We start from the raw sequence: 21,009 nt of genomic DNA, 5'->3' as shown, positions 1-21,009 counted from the left end.
GTGGCCAGGTGCCGACTTGTGCGTAGAAGTGCGATTCACAAAGTTCGAAGCAGGATCGCTGTCAACCGTGCTCTCCGCAGCACTCCGCTCCGGCCTGGCGGCGGAGCGGAGTGCTGACAGCGTCCCGTAGGGGCCAAGTCTTCGTGCCGTCGGAGCGCTACGCCGCGACCCGGTCCCCGCTCGTCGCGGGAGCGGCCTCCGGGCCGTCCACCGGCATCGCGTACAGGAAACCGGGGTCGATCGCCGAGGTGTCCAACCTGCCGCGCGCCTTCTTCTTCGTCGGCATCATCCTCGGGCGCATGATCGCCCGAAGGATCTCCCGCTGCTGGACCAACGGCAGCGCCAGGAACACCGCCCGCACGTCGGTGCCGATGATGTCCACCAGCGCCGGGGGCAGCGTCGCCCGCTTCGCCAACTCGTCCGCCCTCGCGATCTTGGGCAGCAACTCGCCCTCGAACATCGCGAACGACTCGCCGCTGATCGTGCCCGCCACCGCCTGCGCCCGGAATCCGTCCAAGCGGGCACGCAACCGCTCGGCCTCCCGCTGCGCCGCCCGCGCCTGGGTCACGTCCATGTCGATGCGGAACAACTGGGCGGCGTCCTCGCGCTCCAGCAGCAGCAACGCCTGCTCGGTCAGCCAGGCGTCCACCAACACCTGGTCGCGCATCACGCACGACTTCGGCGCGCAGCGGTACCGCAGCTTGCCCCACTTCGGGATGCTGTTGAGCTTTCCGTCACACACTCCGCACCGCGCGATGCCGCTCCACAAGTGCTTGACACGCTCGCCGTCCCGTGACGTCTTGCGGTCGGGGGCGGTCAGCAACGCCGTGAGCTTCTCGTGCTCCTCGTGGGTCTTGATGCCCCTCCACGTCGTGGCCACCGGCACCAGGCGGAAGCCCTCCGGCGCGGTCGGGTCCGGCTTCTTCTCCACCACGGTGTCGCCGTGCCAGCGGCGCAGCCCCGCCGACGGCGGCGACAGGGCGATGTTCTTGACCTTCGTCCCGTCCCACCTGCTCGGGAAGAAGTACTTCACGCCGTCACGGTTCAACTCGCGGCCCACCTCCTTCGGGTTTTCCCCGGCACGCACCCGCTCGACGATCGTCTCCGCGACCCGCTGATCCTCTTCCGACAGCGACGCGCACAACCTCGCCCATTCGCCGGGGTGTCCGCGCTCCTCCGCCAGATAGGCCACCAACCGCTTGTTCCAACGGCGGTCACGCGCACACGGCACGTTCTCCTCGTTGAGCTTCCGCGCAACCCAGGTCAACGTCCTGCGCTCAAGAAGCCAGTCGACAATCCGACGGATGACCTCCTTCTCCTCCTCCACGATCACCCAGCCCAACGACTTGCCGGTCTCCTGGCTGTAGACGGGGCGATAGCCGTAGGCGATCGGCCCTGCGTGCTCACCCCGCCTGGCCCGGCTGCGCACACCGCGACGCGAGTGCATCGAGATCTCATCGGCCCGACCCTCAGCCTTCACCGCGTCCTGCGCGGTGTCCTGACGGTCCTTCGGGTCGGACATGTCGTAAATGCGACCACCGTAGGCCCAGAACGCGCCAGCCTCGATGCAGATACGCCGCAGACGGGCGTAGATCTCCAGGTCACGCTGCGCCCGCGAGGAGTCCCACGTCCACAGCAGATTCGCCCGACCCGAGCGGATGTCCTCCAACGCGTCCTCGTAGCCGTCCCGACCCTGGGTCGCGAACAACGACCCGCTCAGGTTGTTGTCGCTGTGCGTCGCAATATGGACGATGCCGTTCTCCTCGAAGAACTCCTCGCCCTCGTACTCCTGCGAACCAACGGAGATCGCACGCCCCCACCGGTCTTGCGACGCGCGCAGGTAGCGGACTCCGAACAATTCCGTCGTAAGCGCCCGACGAGGTCTAGCCGGACCCGCCAACGCCAATGGCACACCATTCACAAGTACCCCCCCGAAAGCGATACCCCAAGCGTACCCCGAAAAGTGCGGAAAGTGCTGGAAAATCGCCCTCCGGGTACCCTCTTCGGCAGACGGGGCGGCAACGGGGAAAATGCCTCCGCGCGGCAGGGGCAGGATCATTCGTGCATGTTGCACCTGCTCGACCGGACACGCATCCGTGACTCTGTTCTCACTGAGAGTGAACATGGCTATGGACAGTAAGAAAGAAGAGGAGCAACCTCATGTTCACCTACGAGTTGCAGCGCCGGCTCGCCACGCACGGGACCACCGTCGCGGTGGCCGCGCACCCCGGCATGTCCAACACCGAACTCGCCCGCAACACCCCCGCGGCCCTGAGGCTCCCGCTCACCCGGCTCGCGCCGCTGATCACCCAGACGCCGGCGATGGGCGCGCTGCCGATCCTGCGCGCCGCCACCGACCCGGCCGTGCTCGGCGGCCAGTACTACGGTCCCGGCGGACGCAACGAGGTCATGGGCCACCCCCGGCTGGTCACCTCCAGCCCGAAGTCGTACGAGGTGGCCGTCCAGCAGCGGCTGTGGGCCGTTTCCGAAGACCTCACCGGGGTGAAGTTCCCCGCCGTCCGGGGCGGCGAGACCCGCCAAGCGGCCGCACGGTGATCCCGAGCGGGCCCGTCACCCGATCGAGACAGGGGCGCCGCTGCTCCGACCGGCAGCTCACCGCCACATCGGTGGGCTGCCGGCCGGGAGATCAGCGGATGTCGGCGAGGAGCCGGTAGGCGGTGGGGACCAGCGGAAACCGCCGGTGCGCCCTCCGGCCGGCGAGGGCGACCACGGCGGTGGCGGTGGCCGGTCGGAAGCCGAGGAAGGTGGTGTGCCCGAAGGTGGCGCCGGCGTGGAAGTACAGCGCGCCGCGGTCGTCGTGGTGGATGAACCAACCGAGGCTGCGGGACTCCCCGGGCGCCGGGTGCGGCACGGGTGCCCGCACGGTGTGCAGGGAGTCCGCCAGGGCGCTGCCGGCCGGGTCCAGGTGTGCGGCCAGGTAGGTCAGCAGGTCGTCCGCTGTCGAGCGGACCGCGCCCGCCGGGGCGAACCCGTCCATCCGCAGCTGCGGGACCGTGCCCGAGCGGGGCAGGCGACCCGGCGGGCTGGGGTGGGTGTCGGTGTCCGTCAAGCGCAGCGGGGTCAGGACGCGCGCGGTGAGCAGGTCGTCGAAAGCGGTGCCCTGGGCGTGGGCGAGGGCGTGGCCGAGCACCGCGTACCCGAGGTTGGAGTACCGCCAGGTGCCGACGTTCCTCGGTCGCGTGCGGGCGAAGGCGGTGAGCACCCGTTCGGTGGAGTAGCCGGCGTAGGCGTTGGTGCTCCCGTGGCGCGCGGCGTGCAGGTAGAGGCTCGGGGGCAGTCGGGGCAGGCCCGCGGTGTGGGTGGCCAGGTGGCGCAGGGTGAGCCGGCGGGTGGCGGGCCGGTGCGCGGCCGCCGGGAGGTGGCGCACCACCGGGTCGGCGCACCGCAGCTCGCCCCGGGCGTCGAGCTGGGCCAGCAGCAGGGCGGTGAAGGTCTTGCCGGCGGAGCCGATCTCGAAGCGCAGCTCGCGGCGGTCGCACCCCGGTGGTGGGGCGGTGCCGCCGGTCACCACCTCGCGGTGGCCCTCGTGCAGCGCGGCGAACACGACGTCGGGCGCGGGCACGGCGTCGACCGCCCCGGCCAGCACGGCGCGCAGTCGGTGCCCGGTCGACGCGGTCACGGGACGAGCGCTGTCATGGCACGAGCGCTGTCATGGCGCGGGACGTGGCCAGGGCCGCCGCGAACGCGACGACGAGCGTGGGGTGCCGGCACTCCGCGAACACCTGGTCGGGGTCGGCGTCGGCGTCGGGGTACCGCCCGCGCACGGGCACGAGCCCGTCGGGTCGCTGCGCCAGGGCGTACCGGGTCCACACCTGCTCGTCCAGGGCGCACCGGGGCAGGCAGGCGTCCACCGCGAGCAGTTCGCCGAGCAGGTCCCAGTCCTCGGTGGCGCACCAGACGTCCACCCAGACCGGCAGCCAGGTGGTGAGGTAGTCGGCGATGTCGTCGGGCAGCCCGGCCGGGTCCTGGCCCCAGTTGGTGAGGTGGAACACCGTGTGGGTGACCATGTAGCAGGTCGTGCGTTCCGCGGTCCACGGTTCCGGCAGCCGGCCCAGCCAGGTGCGGCGTACCGCCTGGTCCCGGTCGCCGTGCGGGGGCAGCCCCGTCCGGCGTTCGGCGTTGAGGATGCCCAGCGCCCGGGTGGGCAGCACCTCCTGCGCGGCCCAGCCCCGGGTGCCGGTGGTCTGCCGGAGCAGGTCCTCCAGCGGCGGGTGGCGCAGCCCGGCCTCCCACAGCGGCGCGTACAGCTCCAGCGGGTAGGGCGCGCCCGGTTCCGCGTCGAGGAGGGCCACCAGCAGCCCGCCCCGGCCGAGCTCCTCCCACACCAGGTCGAGCAGACCGCGGGCGAGTGCGCGCTGCCTGCCGCCCGCGACGCCCTCCCGGTCGAGCACCACGCTGATCTGGGCCAGCTCGCCCAGCGGTTTGAGCGAGGTGTCGACGTCGACGTCGGGGTCGAGCGGGTCGCGGGCCGGGCGGAACCGGTCGGCGTTGGCCGCCAGCCACTCCAGCGCGCGCTCGCCGACCTGGTGGAACAGCCGTGGGTGGATCATGGCCCGACCTCGGCGCCGAGCATCCGGGCGATCCGCACGTGCAGCAGCGTCCGGGGGTCGTCCCGGGCCGCCTGCTCCAGGTGCGCCAGCGCCGCGACCAGTCCCAGCGACGGCACCGGGTCGCCGAGCAGCGCCAGCCACCGGCAGCAGCCGGCGGCCTGCAACCAGTCCCGCCGCAGCAGCGCCCGGACGCACCCCCGGGCCAGGTCCGGCGCCCGACCGCGCACGGCCGCCACCAGCTGACGGGCCGTGCCGGGCACGGCGAGCGCGGCCAGGTGCGCCACCTGCCGGCCGAGCACCGGCCACGGCAGGTCCGCGACCCACCGCACCCCCGGCTGCTCCACGTCCCGCCGCTCCACGTCCCCGACCCCCGCCTCGACCATCGCCCGGGCCAGTCCCCAGTGCAGCCACCGGTCGACCGGGAGGGGATCCGGCCCCGGCGGGAAGCAGCGCAGCGCCGCCGTCACCAGGCCGTGGTCCACCGGGTCCAGCCGCTGCCCGAGCAGGGCGCAGGGGGCGAGCACGTCCGCGCCCAGCACCCGGACGGCCGCCACGGTGACCGCCACGTCGTTCCCGCCGGGTCCCGACCCGTCGAGCGAGCGCAGCCGTGCGGCTTCGCCGTCGAGCCGCTGAAGGATGGCCTCGGCAGTGGACCGCACCGCCACGTCCAGGCGGTGCGGCCCCACTGCCGTGCCGTCGGTCACGAGCGTCCGCCTCAACGACGCTTGGGCTTGGGCGTGGCCGGCGACAGGAGCAGGAGCACCAGCAGGGCGCTGGGGCGCACCGCCGGTGCGGACGGCCGCGGCTCCTCCGGCCGGATCAGCCTGTCCACCTCCGCGCGCAACCCTCGGTCCACCACACCCGGCAGTGCCATCTCGGTGAGCGGTGCCATCGGTTTCTCCTTCCCTGCGGATTTTCCGCCGCGACTCGGCTTCCCGGCCCGAGCCCAGCCATCCTGTCCGCACCCGATCGAGTCGAACGATTCGCCCGATCGTGCAAGGCCGAGCACAGCCAGTGCCTTCGGCTCGTCCGCGACCTCGTCGCGGGAGGGCGTGGTGCGGCGGCACCGGCAGGCCGAACCCCACGACGGCGACTGCTCCGACGTCGTCCTCGGCCGGACCGGAAGTCGGTTCTGCGTGTTACTTTCACACCGCGTGAGCCGACACGATCCACAGCCGCCGGAGGGCGTGTGATCGCGCGAAGTGGTCCCCTGCACCGCTAAGGAGTCCCGTGAACCCCTCCGGCACCGCACGTGCCTTACCCAAGCGACTCACCGCGGCCGCCGCCGTGGTCGCGTTCGTCCTGTCCGGGCAGCAGGCGTTCGGCGAACCGGCCGAACCCGACGCCTGCGGGCTCTCCTCGTCGGGGCGGACCGCGCTGCGCGCCGCCGACCCGAGCGTCATCCGCGTCGGCGCCACCTACGTCTCGGCCCAGGTGGGCGGTGGCGGCATCCAGGTCCGCCAGGCGTCGTCCCCGGACGCCCTGGCCTCCGCGCCCGCGGCCCTGGTCTGGCGGGACGCGCGCAACCTCGGCTCTGTGTGGGCGCCGGAGATCGTCCGCGACGGCGGCCGGTACTACATCTACTTCACCGCGGGCACCGACGCGGCGCACCGGATGTACGCGATCCACTCGGCCTCGCCGGCCTCGGGCTACACCGGTGAGGTCCTGCTCGCCCTGCCCGAGGAGCGGTGGGCCATCGACGGCGTCCCGGTGACGTTCAACGGCCGCCGCTACTTCATCTGGTCGGGTTGGGAGTGCACGACCAACGTCGAGCAGAACCTCTACATCGCCGGCATGTCCGACCCGCTCACCCCGGTCGGCGCCCGCCACCTCATCTCGCAGCCGCGCGAGCCGTGGGAGCGGGTGGTCGGCAACCCGTTCATCAACGAGGCGCCCGAGGTCGTCAAGGACCCCAACGGCCAGCTGCACGTCGTCTACTCGGCCAACGGCAGCTGGAGCGAGCAGTACTGCGTCGCGGACCTGCGGCTGCGCGCCGGCGGCAACCCCACCCACGTGTGGGACTGGTACAAGTCCAACGGCTGCCTGTTCGGTTCGAACCGGGCCACCATGATGACCGGCTGGGACCCCACCCTGCACGTCAACGGGCCCGGCCACAACACGTTCGCGCTGCCCGACGGCGACATCGCCGCCAGCCCGCCGGCCGGCCCGAGGTCCCCGATGATGTACCACGCGGTGGCCAAGGGCACGCCCTACCACTGGGACAACCGCTACTGGTACACCGGCACGTTCGTTTGGTGGGGCAGCACGACCTACCGGCGCGCCAACGTCCCGGGCGCGACCGCGGACACCGGCTGGAGCCTGAAGTTCTTCGAGTAGCCGACCGGCTCCCCGCGGCGTGGCGCCGTCCCCGCCGCGGGGAGCCCTCCCGCTACCCTGCCCCGGTGGCACTCGGCTTCCACCCGGACACCTCGGTCGCGGACTGGCTCGTGCGCTCTCCCACCCCGCCGATGGAGCTGATCACCCTCGGACCGGCCGGGTACGACGCCTACGCCCGGTTGCGCTTCATCCCCGACCCCACCGCGCCCGGCCGGGCCGAGGCGGACGTGGCGATCACCGCCGACCACCCCTCCGACCTCGACCAGGCGCGACGCGCGCTCCACCTGCTCGCGCGGTTCACCACCACACCGGGGGAGTGCTACTTCTGCGTCTGGGAGGGCTATTCGGACATCGCCCTGCCGCCGTCGGGTCCGGTGGTCACGCTCCCGCACCGGCGCTACGCCCTGCTGCGCGGCTCGTTGACCGACATCGCGGGCTGGGAGGGGGTCCTGGGCGCCGAAGGCCCCTGCGCGCCGCCCGCCTTCGCGTGGCCCGCCGACCGCGGCTGGTGCTTCACCAGCGACGTCGACCCGCACTGGGCCGGGATCGGTGCCGGACGAGCCGCGGTCGAAGCGCTGGTCGGGGACCCCGGGCTGGACGTCGTCCCCGCACCGCCGGGGCACACCCCGCCGGCCTACCGCTGAGCCCTTCCGAAGTGTTTTTGATCAGAAACCCGCGTGCCAGAGGGTGAACACGAAATACGTCGGGTCGCACGGGTGCTGCTCGACGGCCGCCAGGTTCCGCAACGAAACAGCCGCGGCGCACCCACCGCTGTGCAGGGCCCTCGGATAACCGCTGGACGCGTCGTAAGGCCACCTCAGAGGGCCAGGGGCGCGGAGCCGAAGGCGACGTTGAAGCGGTCGCACCAGACCACGACGCTGCGCAGGCCGGCCAGGTCGACGTCGGCGGGGATGGCGTAGTTCTGGTTGCCGTCGGTGGCCTTCATCGGGCCCAGGGTCAGGTAGCGGCCGTCGTCGTACTTGCCCCACTCGCCGCCCGCGGTCGCGTCGGAGAGCCAGATGTGCAGGTCGGGGCCGTCCGAGGTGGAGAAGCCCTCCAGGCGCAGGATGCGCTCGCCCCCGCTGCTCAGCACGCTGGCGGTACCGCGCGTCTCGTGCTCCTGGGTGACGAACTCGCCCGCGGCGAGCACGGCCGGTTCCGCGGGCGCGGAAGTGGTCGTGCTCGTGGTCGTGGGAGCGGGTTCCGACGGTCCGCTGGTCACCGGCGCGGTGCTCGCCGGGACGGCGAACCCGGTGGGCAGCGCCTCGTCCACCTCGCTGCGCGTCCACAGCTTCCAGGGCTGGAAGGCCCACAACCCAACGATCGCGGCCACCACCACGAACGCCAACCCCGCCCAGGTCGTCTTCTTGCGCATCAGGCCACGCATCGCTCTCCTCCGGCCAACGACTCGATCACCGGCACCACCGATCCCAGTCCACCGGTCATTGTGCTCGACGATCGAGTGACGGAGATGTCCGGACACGCGGCCCGGTCGCGTGTCGGGCACGGGCCGGGCGAGGCGGTGCGCGTGACGCGCATCGGCGTTCCTTCGGCGCGGACGCCGCCACCGCGTTCTCCGCGATGCCGCCGCTGTCCCCGACACCCGAACGTCGTCCCCGCACCGCCGGGGCACACCCCGCCGACCTGCCGCTGAGACCCAGGGTCAGGGCGTGGCGCGGAGGCGGAGGAGTTCGGCTCGGGCGTAGGCCACCTCGCGCGTGTCCTCGCCGCCCGCGCGGGCGATCTCCTCGGCCAGGTCCTGCGCGCCCTCGACCAGGTGTCGTGCCCTGCGCCCGCTGCGCAAGTGCTTGCGGTACGCCTTGCGCTCCTTGCGCAGGCCGCTGACCGCGTCGAGCAGCGGCGGGTCGACGACCCCCGCCGCGACCTCCGGCCCGAGCAGGTCCCGGACCCAGGCGCGCTCCCGCCGCGCGGCGTGACGCAGGACGTGGAACAGCACGACCAGCTCGACGACCGCGATGAGCGGCAGCAGGAGGAAGAACAGCGCGCCACCGCCGCTGAGCCCCGCCATGTCGTCCCAGGCGAAGTGGAACACCATCGCGGTGAGCATGGTCAGCACGCCCCGGGGCACGTCGCGCTCGCCGGGCGCGCGGCCCAGCACCCACATCAGGCCCGCGCAGAAGATCGCGCTGAACAACGCGTGCGACACGATCCCGGACGCGCCGCGCAGGAGGAACACCTGGAGCGACGAGCCGAACTGGTCGACGCCGAAGTTCTGCGTCACGCCGTTGAACACGTACAGGACGTCCTCGAAGACCTGGAACCCCAGGCCGGTGAACGCGCCGATGACGAACCCGTCGTAGGCGCTGCGGACCAGGCGCGGGGCCAGGCCGATGAGCAGCACCAGCCCGAGCGCCTTGCCGAACTCCTCGTTGATCGGCGCGGTGAGCCCGGCGGCCCAGTCGGCGGCGAACGCGGTGCCGCCGACCTTCGCCCAGATGTCGAGCAGCGCGGTGTTGGCCGGCAGGGCGATCCAGAACGTCGCGGCGACGCCGCCCCAGGCGAAGCCGGTCGCCAGCAGCCCCGCCGGCTGGCGGGTGTAGCGGTTGTGGTGGCGCAGGAGCAGCAGCCAGGGCACCAGGTAGAGCCCGAACAGCAGCACGCCCCCGGTCAGGGCCGGCGCGTAGAACCCGCCGCCCTGGCCGAAGTAGCGCAGCATCGTCAGCGCACCGCCGCCGACCCCGAGCACGTACACCCAGAACGCCGCGTTGCGCGGCTGGAGGAACCGGAACGGCAGCCCCCACCCCGACTGCTCGATCGCGGCCAGCTGCGCCGCCTTGCCCGTGCCGACGTCGGTCATCGCCCCGCCTCCGGCGTGATGCTGCGCAGCAGCGCCGCCACCTCGCCCCGGTACCGCTCGAACCGGCCCGGCGCGGTGCGGACCCGGACCAGCAGCGCGGGCGCCGCCTCGGCCGGGCCGTCCGCGCCGACGGCCACCTTGAACGCCACGTCGAGCCCGTCGCCGCCCGGTCCCGTGGTGCTCCGCGCGACGCCCACCACCCCCGCGTCGGTGGTCAGCGTGGCGCGCGACCCGTCCACCCCGGGCACGTCGTCGCCCTGCGAGCGCTCCACCTGGTCGAGGAACGCCTGCGCGGTCCCGTCGAAGGCCGCGCCCCGCAGCTCCACCGTCGCCCCGCCCGAGGCCAGCAGCGCCTGGAGGTGGATCGGGTCCACCTGCTCCCGGCCGACCAGGGTGCCGCTCTCCAGGTGCCAGCCGACCGGCGGCACCGCCGTCGCGCCGTTCCCCAGGTCCAGCACGTCACCGGCCCGGACCTCGTCGTGCCAGGGGATCGCCGCGTTGAGCGCCGGCAGCCCGTAGATCAGCGCCAGCGCGATCACCAGGACGGTCAGGGCGGGTGCGAACGTCCGCCGGTCGAGCCCGAGGACGCGGTGCTCGACCGGGACCCACCCCCGCGGGGGTTCCTGCGCGTCGATGGCCACCGGTGACTCCTCTCGGCCCGACCGGGCACTCCCCGAGGAGCGCCGGCCGTACTGTAGGCACGCCACGCGCTCGTCCGCACGGCGGAGCGCCGCGCCCCTCCAGGCCGGGTCCGGTTCGTTCGCGCGGCCCGGTGCGCGGTGGTCACCCGGCCGGGTGCACCGACGTGGTGGACGCCGACCGCAGGGCTCGAACGACCCGGCGCGCGGCGTCGTCCGGGGCAGACCCGGGCGCCGCCGGCCCCGGTTGGGCCAGCAGGGCGGAACGCGTGCGGAAATGGCGCTGGAAGAACGTGGGATGAACGGCGGGGAAACTGCCGGTATTGGCCCGGGAAATGGTCCGGGAGCGGTAACGCGCGGGTTCTTCCGGCGATCATCCCGGTATTCCGAAAAGCGGTCCTCGTCGGGCACGGGGTCGTAGCATCGGGGCCGGAGCACGAGTGCGGGCTGGGGCAGGAGTGACCGTGCGTGAGGAGCTCGGCAGGTACCGGCTGGTCCGGTTACTGGGCAGAGGCGGTATGGGCGAGGTGCACGTGGCGGAGGACACGTCGCGGCACGACCGGCAGGTGGCGGTGAAGCTGCTGTCGGCCGCGGCGTTGAGCGATCCGGAATCGGAGAAGCGCTTCCGCCGGGAGTGCGAACTCGCCGCTCAGATCGACCACCCCAACGTGCTGCCGGTCTACGACTACTCGGTGGGCGAGCACCCCTACATCGTCATGCGCTACGTCGACGGGGTCGACCTGTCGACCGTCCTCCAGCAGGACGGAGCGCTGCCCGCGGAACGGGCTGTGGCGATCATCGAGCAGGTGGCCGCGGCGCTGGACGCCGCGCACCGCAAGCGGCTGCGCCACCGCGACGTCAAGCCGTCGAACGTCCTGCTGGAACCGGGGGCGCGGCGCGGGACCGATCACGCCTGGCTGTTCGACTGGGGCATCGCTCAGCCCATCACCGCCCAGCAGATCACCCGCCTCGGTCAGGTGGTCGGCACGCCGCACTACATCGCGCCGGAGCGGTTGGCCGGGGAGCGGCCCGCCGACCACCGCGCGGACGTCTACTCGCTGGCCGTGGTGCTCTACGAGTGCCTGTCGGGCCGCCGGCCGTTCGAGGGCGACGAGATGGCGGTGCTCGTCGGGCACCTGCACCGCCCGCCCGCCCCGCTGCCCGACGGGGTTCCCGCCGGGCTGGGAGCGGTGGTGGCCAGGGGTTTGGCGAAGGACCCCGACCAGCGCTACCAGGAGGCCGGTGAACTGGCCGCGGCGGCCCGGGCGGCGTTGGAGGAGGAGCGGTCACGGCCCGCGGCGCCGGAACGCCCGATCCCCGCCACGACCCCCGCTCCGAGGAGCGTCGGCGGGGTGGTAGTCGGCGGCGCGACCGGTGGGGCGCTCGGCGTGCTGCTCGCCGCACTCGGGGTGCTCGACGGCGCGACCGCGTCGTGGACGGCGGTCGCACTGGTCGTGGCGGGCGCGTTGCTGGCGTTCGGCCTGCGCGGTGACGGGTTGCGCGACCCCGGACCCGCCCCGGGTGACCCCACGCGTGATGTCGACCCGGGAGGGTTCCCGAGGTCGCGTCCCTAACGTCGGTCTCGTGGCACTCCCGGAACGGACGGCGGTCATGGCACTCCAACCCAGGTACTTCCTCGACGCGACGACCCCCAGCCTGTTGCGCGGGCAACCGCTGCTCGGCGGTGTGGCCGCGCCGAGCGGGACGCTGTTCGCACTGGGGGAGGACGGCGGGTACGCCGCGGTGCCGCACGCGGACAACCACCTGCTGCTCGGGCGCAACGGCCCGGACGTGCACGTGACGGTGGGCGCGGGCGACGCGCACGTCAGCCGGGAGCACGCGGTGGCGCGCCTGCTGCCCGGCGACCGGTGGCTGCTGCGCAACGGCGGGAGGTTGCCGATCCGCGTGTCGAGCGGTCCGCCGCTGCTCAGCGGTCACGAGACCGTGCTGGCGCCCGGCTACGCGCCCCTCTACATCCGGGGATCCCGGCTGCACGTGGTGGAACTGCTGGTCGTCGGCAACGCGGGCGGTCGCAACGCCGTGCGGCCGGACACCGGGACGCGGGACATGGGCTGGCCGCTGTCGGACCGCGAGCGGTTGGTCCTGGTCGCCCTCTTCCGGCAAGCGCTGCTCCGGGTGGACGACCCGCACCCGCTGTCGTGGCGGGAGACCGGCGCGGTTCTCAACGACGTCCCCGGCGAGCGCCGGTGGACCGAGCGGAAGGCGGAACACGTGGTGGACGTGGTGCGGCGGAGGTTGGCCGCGGCGGGGGTGCCCGGCATCACCGCCGATTCGGCGCCGCCCGAGGCGATCAAGCGGAACCTGGCGGCGGTGCTGGTGGACACCGCCACGGTGACGCCGCCGGACCTGCGGTTGCTCGACACCGGGTTGCGCGGTGGTCGGTCGTGACGAGCGCGCGCAGCCGATCCGCGGGACGGGTGGCGGCACTCGTGGTGGGTGTCGCGATCGTGGCCGTCGTGGCGGTGGTGGTGGCGGATCGGGTGCGCGGCGGCACGCGTGCCGAGGGCGACTGCGCCGACTCCGCCGTCCCGGTCACCGGGATCATCGGTTCGGAGAAGGAGTCCCTCTTCAAGGACCCGCGCGTGGTGGAGCGGCTGGCCTGCCGGGGCCTGCGGGTCACCGTGGACAGCCAAGGGTCCCGCGAGATGCTGGTGGCGCTGCGCAACGAGGGGCACGGCTACGGCTTCGCGTTCCCGTCCAGCACGCCGACCGCGCAGAAGATCCTGGGCGAGTTCGACCTGCACGACAGCTTCGCCCTGTTCTCCTCGCCGATGGTGGTGGCCACGTTCAACGGCATCGCCGACACCCTGCAGCGCAACGGCGCGGTCCAGGCCGACCCCGACGGCAGCCGCGTGGTGGACGTCGCGGCGCTGCTGCGGTTCGCCCGCGAGGGCAGGAAGTGGGAGCAACTGGAGGGCCCGGCCCAGTACCGGTTCCCCAAGGCCGTGGAGCTGCGCACCACCGACCCGCAGGACTCCAGCTCGGCCATCATGTTCCTGTCCCTGGCTTCGCACGTGGCCAACAACGGCTCCGTGGTCCAGGCGGTCGACGAGGTGCGTCGGGTGGTGCCCGACCTGTGCGCCCTGGTGGGCAGGCAGGGCGACAAGCAGCGCACCAGTCAGGACCTGTTCAACGACTACCTGACCAAGGGCTACGGGCGGGTGCCGATCGGACTGGTCTACGAGGCGCAGTTCCTCACCCGGTCCCCAGCTCCGGTGCTGCCGCCGGACGCGGTGATGCTCTACCCGAGGCCCACCGTGTACTCGCGTCACACGTTGATCCCGTTCGACGACGCGGGCGGGCAGCTCGGCCGGGCGCTGCGCGACGACCAGGAGCTGGTGCGGCTGGCCGCCGAGCACGGCTTCCGGCCCGAGTCGCCGGTTGCCCAGCCGGTCGGCGCCGACAGGTCGCCGACGTCGGTGGTCGAGTCGCCGTCGTTCGAGGTGTTGGAGGCCATGTTGGACGAGTTGGCGACCATCCAGCGCTCGGGGGAGGGATGTCCGTGACCCGGCGACTGCTGCGCGTCCTCACCGCGGCGACCCTGACCGGCGCCGCCGTGACCGCGTGCACCACGACTCCGGAGCCGGTGACGCCGCCGACGGCGACCGCCGGACCACCCACGACCTTGCGCGTCCTGGCGGGCAGCGAGCTGGCCGACCTCGGACCCGTCCTCGACGACGCCGAGCGGGCCACCGGCGTGAAGGTGGAGCTGGAGTTCACCGGCAGCCTCGACGGGGCGCAGAAGGTCGCGGAGGGCGGGGCCGACGGCGTGCACGACGCGCTGTGGTTCTCCTCCACCCGGTACCTGCGCACGATCCCCGAGGCCCGCGACCGCCTGGGATCCGAGGTGCAGGTCATGACCTCGCCCGTGGTGCTCGGCCTGCGCGCGCCGGTCGCCCGGGAGCTGGGGTGGGACCGGGCACCGGTGCGCTGGTCGGACGTCGCCGCCGCGGTGGACCGGGGCGCGCTGACGTTCGCGATGACCGACCCGGCGGCCTCCAACAGCGGGTTCTCGGCGCTCGTCGCGGTCGCCACCGCGGTCGACGGCGGTGGGCGCGCGCTCGACCTCGACGCGATCACGCGGGTTTCCGGGGCGCTGTCACGGCTGTTCACCGGGCACCGCGTGACCGCGGGCTCCTCGGACTGGCTCGCCGACGCGTTCGTCCGCCGCGCCACCGGCGAGGACCCCGGCGGGCCCGTCGACGCCCTGATCACCTACGAGGCATCGCTGCTGTCGCTCAACCGGTCCGGGGAGCTGCCGCCCGAGGGCCTGGTCCCGGTGTACCCGCAGGACGGCGTGGTCAGTGCCGACTACCCGCTCACCGTGCTGGCCGGCGCGAGCGCGGAGGCCCGCGACGCGCACCGGCGGCTGGGGGAGTACCTGCGCACCCCGCAGGCGCAGCGCGCCATCACCGAACTGACCTGGCGACGCCCGGCGGTGCCCGGCGTGCCGCTGCCGCCGGGGGTCCCCGACACCCTCGTGGAGATCCCGTTCCCGGACAACCGCGCGGTGATCGACGCCCTGCTCCACGCCTACGCCGACCGGCTGCGCCGACCCGCCCGCACGGTGTACGTGCTGGACGTGTCCGGCTCGATGGAGGGCGAGCGCATCGCGCAGCTCAAGAGGGCGCTCACCGGGCTCACCGGCGCGGACGAGTCGCTGTCGGGCCGGTTCTGCCGGTTCCGCGGGCGCGAGGAGGTGATCCTGCTGCCGTTCAACCAGGCGCCCGGCGCGCCGCTGTCGTTCACCGTCGACGAAGCCGCCCCGCTCACCTCCCTCTCGGCCATCCGCGATGCGGTCGAGGGCCTGGCGGCAGGCGGTGACACCGCCGTCTACGACAGCGTCATGCGTGCCCACGCCCTGCTCGACGGTCCGGGCGACCGGTTCACCAGCATCGTGTTGATGACCGACGGGGAGAACCGCCAGGGGGCCGGCCTGCCGGAGTACCGGACGTTCCTGTCCGGCCGGACGAGCGCCGTGCCGGTGTTCCCCATCCTGTTCGGGGAGGCCGCCGAGGACGAGCTGCGCGAGGTCGCGCGAACCACCGGCGGCGCCCTGTGGGACGCCCGGCACGACCCGCTCGACCGGGCCTTCTGCCAGATCCGCGGCTACCAGTAACCCCTTCCGGCCCGAGGGGCGGCGCCTCGGGCCGGCCACCCGCGACCCGACCACCGGAGGTGGTGCGGACATGGCTCAGGACCGTCAGTCCCCGACGATGTGGATCTCCGACAACCCGGGTGCGGCGATCGGCGCGGTCACCCTGCCCGTCAGGGGCGCGGCCTACCCGGTGACGCTGTGGCCGACCCGCGAGCGCATCACCTGCCGCGTTCACCTGGGCTCGCCGGTCGGAGTGACACCCGACGCGCCGAGATCGCCAGGGACGGGGCCTGGCCGCCACCGGGCGACACCCCGGTCCTGCCCGGGGCCCCGCTCAACCGCCAGGACCGGATGAAGGTGCTGGTCCTGCCGGCGGGCATCGGGCCGGGCACGGACGACGCCGAGGCGATCCCGCGCGGTCCGTTGACGACCTGCGCCCGCCGTGGTCGGTCAAACGCGCTCCTGTCGGGCGCTGGACCACCGCCGAACGCGTGCTGGTGGCGGCGGGAGGTCGCAGGTGGACGGTCGGCTTGACGCCGATCGGCCCCGACGTGGTCGCGGTGCTGCTGTGGCGCGGTGAGGACGTGGTGGACCACGCGCGCGGCACCGAGGCCCAGATGTGCGCCCAGGCCCACCGCTGGGCGGTCGACCTCCAGGCGGGTCGCCGATCGGGTTGATCCGCACCCCCGCCGGTCGGGTGAACCGCCGACGTCGGGTGGCCATCCGGGTCCGGCTGGAGGCCGGGTCCGGCTGGAGGCCGTGTGCGGCCGACACGGCCCGGACTCGTCCGACGTGGGGGTGCGCCACCCGCGTGAACCGCACCTCCTGGCCATCGCGGACCGGGTGGGGCGCCGGATGCCTGCCGGGTGCTCATGCCGGGATCAAGCCGTCGAGGACGGTGGGTGCGAGGCCGAAGGCGGTGGTCATGCCGATGCCGGAGGTCACCGAGACGACGCGGGTGGTGGGGTGCGGCGCGGCGGTGAGGAACTCGTCGGGGGCGGAGGCGTAGACGCCGGTCCAGCGGCGGCGGACGGTCAGGTCGGGCACGCCGAGCAGCCGGGCGGCCTCGCGCAGCACGAGCGCGTCCGTGTCCTCGTCGAGGAACGGGTCGTGGGTGAGGGCGTAGTGGTGGGTGTCGCCGACGACGAGGTTGCCGTCGGGGCGTTGGGTGAGCATCAGGTTCATCACCACGTCGAGCAGTTCGGGTCGGTCGCGGGCGATGTGCGCGCGGACGTCGGCCGCGGCCGCGGTGCGGGCCAGGCCGGGGTAGCGCAGCATCGACAGTCCCGAGAGGACGGCGGGGGCGATGGTGCGGCCGCCGGGGGAGCCCACCTCGAACATGCGCAGGCGGCAGCGCCGCAGCTGCGCGGCGTCGGCGAGGTCGGGCAGCAGGCGGTCGACGTCGTGGCCGACGGCGATCACGGTGGCGTCCGGGTCGAGCGTGCCGCGGGTGGTGCGGACCAGGCCGGGTTCGACACCGGTCACGGCGGTGCGCCACCGGAACTCGACGCCCTGGCCGGCCAGCCAGGCGGCCACGGCGGGCACGGCCTCGCGCGGATCGACGCGCAGGTCCAGCGGTAGCCGGGCGGCGCCGAGGACGTCGTCGGCGAGCAGGGGGAGTTCGATCTCGTGCCGGTCCAGCAGGCGCACCTCCTCGGGGCCCCGCTCGGCGGCGAACTCGGCGAGCACCGCCAGTTCGTGCTCGGACCGGGCGAGCACGACGGTGCCGGCCCGCGCCACCCCGAAGCCGGCCCGCCGGGCCAGGTCCAGCCAGGTGAGCCGGGCCGTCCGGGCGAAGTCGAGCGCCTGTCCGGCCTGCGCCGTCGTGCAGATGTGCCCGAAGTTGCGGATCGACGCGCCGACCGCCCGCTCGTCGCGGTCGAGCACGATCACGCGCAACCCGCGGCGCACGCCCTCGACGGCGTGCGCGAGCCCCACGACACCTGCGCCGACGATCACCAGAGTGGAGTTCACGCCGGTGACACTGCGGTACCCGAGCGGCGGGCGACAACACTTGTACTGACAAGTTGGCCTACTGTTAACCCACCTCATCGGATTCTGCGGTCTCATGAGCGACGGTCCACACCGATCTCGTATGGTCAAGTCGCCGTGAAGGAGACGCGTGATCACCCTGCGCCACCTCGCCGTCGGCCTGTCGGTCGCCGCGCTGACCGCCGCTCCGACCCCCAGGCCGTCGCGGCCACGCCCAAAGCGCTCGTCATCGGCGTCGACGGACTGGTGCTCGACCGCATCGCCGCTGCCGACGCACCCACCCTGGACTCACTGGTCGCCGGCGGTTCGTCGTCGAAGACCTCCCTCTACGCCAATCCGATGGCCCCGACGCTGTCCGGACCCGGCTGGGCCACCATCGCCACCGGCGTGTGGCCCGACAGGCACGGCGTGGTGAGCAACTCGTGGGGCACGAACCACCGCCTCGCCGAGCACCCCGACTTCCTGACCCGCCTGGAGCGCGCCGACCGGTCCACCTCGACCTACGCCATCGCCACCTGGGCGCCTCTGGTCACCACCGGTGCGGGCACGGCGATCTTCGGCCCCGAGGTCGACCTGCGCGTCTCCTCGGGCGGCGACCAGGCCACCGCCGACCGGGCCGCGCAACACCTCCGCACCACCGACGCCGACGCGGGCTTCCTGCACTTCGACGACGTGGACGCCGCCGGGCACACCTGCGGCGCGGCCGGCGCCTGCTACCGCGCCGCGATCACCGCCGTCGACAAGCGCGTCAAGCAGGTCCTCGACGCCATCGCCGCCCGCCCGAACCGCGGTCAGGAGGCGTGGACGGTCGTCATCACCTCCGACCACGGCCACACCGACACCGGCGGGCACGGCGGCAGCACCCCCGGCGAGCGGTCGTCACTGATCATCCACACCGGGCCCGGCGCCGCACCCGGCACACCCGCCGTCGCCCCGAAGAACGTCGATGTCGCCGCCACCGTCCTCGGCAGGTTCGGCGTCGCGCCCGCCGGGCTCGACGGTCGACCGCTGGGCACGCCGTCCGCCGACCCGTTCGACGCGGTGGCGCTCAAGCCCGCCGTGCACGAGGCCATCGGCGTGCTCGGCTGGTCGGACACCTCCCCGTCGGGCTGGCGCGTCGACGACACGGGCATGGGCACCGGCGGCGTCGCCGAGTGGCACGGGTGGTCGTTCACCAACGACGACTTCTGGACCCGCACCGAGACCGGCCAGTGGCGCGAGACCAACGTCCGGGCGCGCGGCGTCTTCGCCGTCGCCGACTCCGACGAGTGGTCCGACCGCACCCGCACCGGCACCTTCACCAGCGCGCTGATCTCACCGGCGTACGACGTGACCGGTCGCTCGCGGGTGGTCGTGGGCTTCGTCTCGCACCACCGCGAGGAGGGCGCGGAAACCGCGACGGTGTCCGTGTCCTTCGACGGCGGTCCCGCCAGGACGGTGCTCACCTACAACGGTGACGCAGTGGCGAAGGTCGAGGCCGTCCCGGTCGCGGTCCCCGCCGGTGCGACGCGGATGACGGTGACCTGGCGGCTGGCCGGTGGCGACAACAACTGGTACTGGGCCGTCGATTCCCCGACGGTCACCTCCTGAGAAGGGCTTCACCGTGCGAACTCCCCCTCATCCGACCGCCGGCTCGACCTGGGGCCGCGTCCTCGTGCGCTACGCCAGGTGGGACGGGTTGGGTCGACCGTTCACGCTGGTGGAAACCGCCACCGGCGCGCCCGGCCCCGGTGAGGTGCTGGTGCGCGTCGACCTGGCCACGGTGTGCGGCAGCGACCTGCACACGGTGTCCGGACGGCGGCCGTCGCCGGAGCCCTCGGTGCTGGGGCACGAGCAGGTCGGCACGGTGGTCGCGGTGGGGGAGGGCGATGCGCGATGCGTGGACGGCGCGCCGGTGGTCCAGGGCATGCGGGTCGTCTGGTCCGTCACAGCCTCGTGCGGTGACTGCGACCGGTGCGCGCGGGGGTTCCCGCAGAAGTGCCGTCGGCTGCGCAAGTACGGGCACGAGCCGCTGGACGACACCGCGCCGCTGACCGGCGGGTTCGCCACGCACTGCGTGCTGCTGCCGGGGACCGCGATCGTGGCCGTGCCCGGTGGTGTGCCCGACGCGGTGGCCGCGCCCGCCTCGTGCGCCACGGCGACGGTGACCGCGGTGATCGCCGCCGCCGGCCCGCTGGAGGGGCGGAGGGTGCTGGTGACCGGGGCGGGGATGCTCGGGGTCACAGCGGTGGCGATGGCCTCCGCCGCCGGGGCGCACGTGGTCGTGGTCGATCCCGACCCGGCCCGGCGGGAGCAGGCGCTCCGGTTCGGTGCGGCCGAGATCGGCGACCGCACGCCGGCGGACGTCGACGTGGCGCTGGAGTTGTCGGGCAAGCCGGTCGCGGTGGACGCCTGCCTGCGCTCGCTCGCGGTGGGCGGCACGGCGGTGCTGGCGGGGTCGGTGTCACCGGGCGAGCCGGTCGCGCTGGACCCCGAGCGGGTGGTGCGGGGCCTGCACACGGTGGTGGGCGTGCACAACTACCGGCCGGTGGACCTCCAGGACGCGGTGCGCTTCCTGGCCGCGCACCACCGCACCCACCCCTTCGCGGAGCTGGTCGCGGGGCGGTTCGGACTGGGCGAGGTGGACGCGGCGTTCGAGGCGGCCCGGACGGAGGGGGCGATGCGGCAGGCCGTGGTGCCCGCTTAGAGCGCCGCGCTGCGGGTGTTGCGGGTGTTGGTGACGGTCACCGAGGCCACGTCCGGTCGGTAGCGGTCCTCGGACCACTCGATCGGGGCGCCCTTGGAGTCGGAGGTGAGCCGGCGCTCGCGCAGCAGCGGGGCGCCCTCGGGCACGTCGAGCAGGCGGGCGTCGAGGGCGTCGGCGGCCACCGCGTCGAAGGTGTGCCGGGCGGAGTGCAGGTCCACGCCGCGGTCGATGAGCAGCGCGTAGATCGACCCGGCGTCGAGGTCCGCGTCCAACAGCGGGCGCCCGACGGGTTCGACGTAGGTCATCCGCTCCAGCATGGCCGGGCGGCCGTCGAGCAGCCGCAGCCGCAGCAGCTGCACCACCACGTCGTCCGGGTCGACCTGGAGGGCCGCGGCGACGGTGGGCTCGGGGCGGCGCAGGGCGATCTCCTGGAGCCGCTGGCCGGGTTCGTGCCCGGTGATCTCCGCGCGTCGGGTGAAGGACAGGAAGGACTCGAAGGGCTGGGCGGGCACGGCGTCGAGCACCACCGCGCGCCTGCCCTGCCCGCCCCCGACCAGACCCTCGTCGCGCAGCGCGGACAGCGCTTGGCGCACCGGCCCGCGGGAGGCGGAGAACTCGTCGCACAGGGCGGCCTCGGACGGCAGCGGCTCGCCCACGGCGATCGCGCCGTCGCGGATGCGTTGGCGCAGCGCCGCCGCGATGACCCGGTGCAGGGGAGTCGTCATGGCTTGACTGTACAAGTCATCGGAAGTGGGCAACCTTTCCTGGCTTGAGCGTGAACAGCCCATGACTTGTAGAGACAAGTTCTTGTTCTCGTCGGCGTGCACTGCCAGCGTCCTCGGCGAGGA

20 protein-coding genes are annotated in these 21,009 nt (G+C 73.4%); 10 read left to right on the top strand and 10 right to left on the bottom strand.

The window, feature by feature from the left end; genetic code table 11:
• Positions 1-157 precede the first annotated feature (157 nt).
• A complete protein-coding gene (locus tag Q5530_RS12230) occupies positions 158-1,858 on the bottom strand; it encodes a recombinase family protein (RefSeq protein ID WP_415362292.1) in 1,701 nt (566 codons plus the stop codon).
• A gap of 302 nt (positions 1,859-2,160) precedes the next feature.
• On the opposite strand from Q5530_RS12230, the gene Q5530_RS12225 reads away from it, so the two are divergent.
• Positions 2,161-2,556, top strand: coding sequence for a hypothetical protein (locus Q5530_RS12225; RefSeq protein WP_415362291.1), 396 nt, complete (start codon positions 2,161-2,163; stop codon positions 2,554-2,556).
• 91 nt (positions 2,557-2,647) lie between these two features.
• On the opposite strand, the gene Q5530_RS12220 is transcribed toward Q5530_RS12225, so the two are convergent.
• From Q5530_RS12220 to Q5530_RS12205, 4 genes are read right to left on the bottom strand one after another with little or no spacing between them, the layout of a single operon-like run.
• Positions 2,648-3,640 (bottom strand): serine hydrolase domain-containing protein, encoded by a 993-nt coding sequence (locus Q5530_RS12220; protein ID WP_415362290.1) that lies wholly within the window; start codon positions 3,638-3,640, stop codon positions 2,648-2,650.
• A gap of 13 nt (positions 3,641-3,653) precedes the next feature.
• Positions 3,654-4,571 (bottom strand): DUF6895 family protein, encoded by a 918-nt coding sequence (locus Q5530_RS12215; protein WP_415362289.1) that lies wholly within the window; start codon positions 4,569-4,571, stop codon positions 3,654-3,656.
• Positions 4,568-5,275 (bottom strand): hypothetical protein, encoded by a 708-nt coding sequence (locus Q5530_RS12210; protein ID WP_415362288.1) that lies wholly within the window; start codon positions 5,273-5,275, stop codon positions 4,568-4,570. The genes Q5530_RS12215 and Q5530_RS12210 overlap by 4 nt, the downstream gene beginning before the upstream one ends.
• An 11-nt stretch (positions 5,276-5,286) precedes the next feature.
• The gene (locus Q5530_RS12205) at positions 5,287-5,463 is read right to left on the bottom strand and encodes a hypothetical protein (RefSeq protein WP_415362287.1); all 177 of its coding nucleotides are present in this window, start codon (positions 5,461-5,463) and stop codon (positions 5,287-5,289) included.
• Positions 5,464-5,801: 338 nt separating this feature from the next.
• On the opposite strand from Q5530_RS12205, the gene Q5530_RS12200 reads away from it, so the two are divergent.
• Both Q5530_RS12200 and Q5530_RS12195 read left to right on the top strand, forming a co-directional pair.
• Entirely contained in the window at positions 5,802-6,908 is a 1,107-nt protein-coding gene (locus Q5530_RS12200) for a glycoside hydrolase family 43 protein (RefSeq protein ID WP_415362286.1), read from the top strand.
• Positions 6,909-6,973: 65 nt separating this feature from the next.
• On the top strand, positions 6,974-7,552 hold the full coding sequence (locus Q5530_RS12195; protein WP_415362285.1) for a hypothetical protein: 579 nt from the start codon (positions 6,974-6,976) through the stop codon (positions 7,550-7,552).
• A gap of 173 nt (positions 7,553-7,725) precedes the next feature.
• On the opposite strand, the gene Q5530_RS12190 is transcribed toward Q5530_RS12195, so the two are convergent.
• From Q5530_RS12190 to Q5530_RS12180, 3 genes are all read right to left on the bottom strand, one after another.
• Positions 7,726-8,295: a DM13 domain-containing protein gene (locus Q5530_RS12190; protein ID WP_415362284.1), complete on the bottom strand. Its 570-nt coding sequence runs from the start codon at positions 8,293-8,295 to the stop codon at positions 7,726-7,728.
• Positions 8,296-8,571: 276 nt separating this feature from the next.
• Positions 8,572-9,726: a PrsW family intramembrane metalloprotease gene (locus Q5530_RS12185; RefSeq protein ID WP_415362283.1), complete on the bottom strand. Its 1,155-nt coding sequence runs from the start codon at positions 9,724-9,726 to the stop codon at positions 8,572-8,574.
• Positions 9,723-10,367 carry a hypothetical protein gene (locus tag Q5530_RS12180; protein WP_415362282.1) on the bottom strand — a complete coding sequence of 215 codons (645 nt, stop codon included), beginning with the start codon at positions 10,365-10,367 and terminating at the stop codon, positions 9,723-9,725. Before Q5530_RS12180 ends, Q5530_RS12185 begins: the two co-directional genes overlap by 4 nt.
• Before the next feature lie 461 nt (positions 10,368-10,828).
• Here Q5530_RS12180 and Q5530_RS12175 point away from each other — a divergent pair, with 461 nt between their 5' ends.
• The 5 genes from Q5530_RS12175 (at position 10,829) to Q5530_RS12155 (ending at position 16,160) form a co-directional block, all read left to right on the top strand.
• Positions 10,829-11,938, top strand: coding sequence for a serine/threonine-protein kinase (locus Q5530_RS12175; RefSeq protein ID WP_415362281.1), 1,110 nt, complete (start codon positions 10,829-10,831; stop codon positions 11,936-11,938).
• Between the two features lie 37 nt (positions 11,939-11,975).
• Positions 11,976-12,773, top strand: coding sequence for an FHA domain-containing protein (locus Q5530_RS12170; RefSeq protein WP_415362280.1), 798 nt, complete (start codon positions 11,976-11,978; stop codon positions 12,771-12,773).
• Positions 12,770-13,891, top strand: coding sequence for a hypothetical protein (locus tag Q5530_RS12165; protein ID WP_415362279.1), 1,122 nt, complete (start codon positions 12,770-12,772; stop codon positions 13,889-13,891). Before Q5530_RS12170 ends, Q5530_RS12165 begins: the two co-directional genes overlap by 4 nt.
• Positions 13,888-15,504, top strand: coding sequence for a substrate-binding domain-containing protein (locus Q5530_RS12160; protein WP_415362278.1), 1,617 nt, complete (start codon positions 13,888-13,890; stop codon positions 15,502-15,504). Before Q5530_RS12165 ends, Q5530_RS12160 begins: the two co-directional genes overlap by 4 nt.
• 509 nt (positions 15,505-16,013) lie before the next feature.
• Positions 16,014-16,160 (top strand): hypothetical protein, encoded by a 147-nt coding sequence (locus Q5530_RS12155; RefSeq protein WP_415362277.1) that lies wholly within the window; start codon positions 16,014-16,016, stop codon positions 16,158-16,160.
• A gap of 193 nt (positions 16,161-16,353) precedes the next feature.
• On the opposite strand, the gene Q5530_RS12150 is transcribed toward Q5530_RS12155, so the two are convergent.
• Positions 16,354-17,457, bottom strand: coding sequence for a TIGR03364 family FAD-dependent oxidoreductase (locus Q5530_RS12150; RefSeq protein ID WP_415362276.1), 1,104 nt, complete (start codon positions 17,455-17,457; stop codon positions 16,354-16,356).
• Here Q5530_RS12150 and Q5530_RS12145 point away from each other — a divergent pair.
• The gene (locus tag Q5530_RS12145; RefSeq protein ID WP_415362275.1) at positions 17,407-19,065 is read left to right on the top strand and encodes an alkaline phosphatase family protein; all 1,659 of its coding nucleotides are present in this window, start codon (positions 17,407-17,409) and stop codon (positions 19,063-19,065) included. The genes Q5530_RS12150 and Q5530_RS12145 overlap by 51 nt on opposite strands.
• An 88-nt stretch (positions 19,066-19,153) precedes the next feature.
• The gene (locus tag Q5530_RS12140; protein ID WP_415362274.1) at positions 19,154-20,161 is read left to right on the top strand and encodes a zinc-binding dehydrogenase; all 1,008 of its coding nucleotides are present in this window, start codon (positions 19,154-19,156) and stop codon (positions 20,159-20,161) included.
• Here Q5530_RS12140 and Q5530_RS12135 read toward each other — a convergent pair.
• Positions 20,158-20,886 (bottom strand): GntR family transcriptional regulator, encoded by a 729-nt coding sequence (locus Q5530_RS12135; protein ID WP_415362273.1) that lies wholly within the window; start codon positions 20,884-20,886, stop codon positions 20,158-20,160. The genes Q5530_RS12140 and Q5530_RS12135 overlap by 4 nt on opposite strands.
• Between the last annotated feature and the right edge of the window lie 123 nt (positions 20,887-21,009).

Origin of the sequence: Saccharothrix sp. BKS2, assembly GCF_047689505.1 — a bacterium.
GTDB classification, from domain to species: Bacteria; Actinomycetota; Actinomycetes; order Mycobacteriales; family Pseudonocardiaceae; genus Actinosynnema; species Actinosynnema lopnurensis.
This window is presented reverse-complemented; position numbering and strand designations above follow the sequence as displayed.

Bases quoted from the DNA above. Each gene is read 5' to 3' on its own strand.
- Q5530_RS12170 (WP_415362280.1), top strand. From the start codon at position 11,976: ATGGCACTCCAACCCAGGTACTTCCTCGACGCGACGACCCCCAGCCTG.
- Q5530_RS12205 (WP_415362287.1), bottom strand. From the start codon at position 5,463: ATGGCACCGCTCACCGAGATGGCACTGCCGGGTGTGGTGGACCGAGGG.
- Q5530_RS12190 (WP_415362284.1), bottom strand. From the start codon at position 8,295: ATGCGTGGCCTGATGCGCAAGAAGACGACCTGGGCGGGGTTGGCGTTC.
- Q5530_RS12135 (WP_415362273.1), bottom strand. From the start codon at position 20,886: ATGACGACTCCCCTGCACCGGGTCATCGCGGCGGCGCTGCGCCAACGC.
- Q5530_RS12225 (WP_415362291.1), top strand. From the start codon at position 2,161: ATGTTCACCTACGAGTTGCAGCGCCGGCTCGCCACGCACGGGACCACC.
- Q5530_RS12185 (WP_415362283.1), bottom strand. From the start codon at position 9,726: ATGACCGACGTCGGCACGGGCAAGGCGGCGCAGCTGGCCGCGATCGAG.
- Q5530_RS12215 (WP_415362289.1), bottom strand. From the start codon at position 4,571: ATGATCCACCCACGGCTGTTCCACCAGGTCGGCGAGCGCGCGCTGGAG.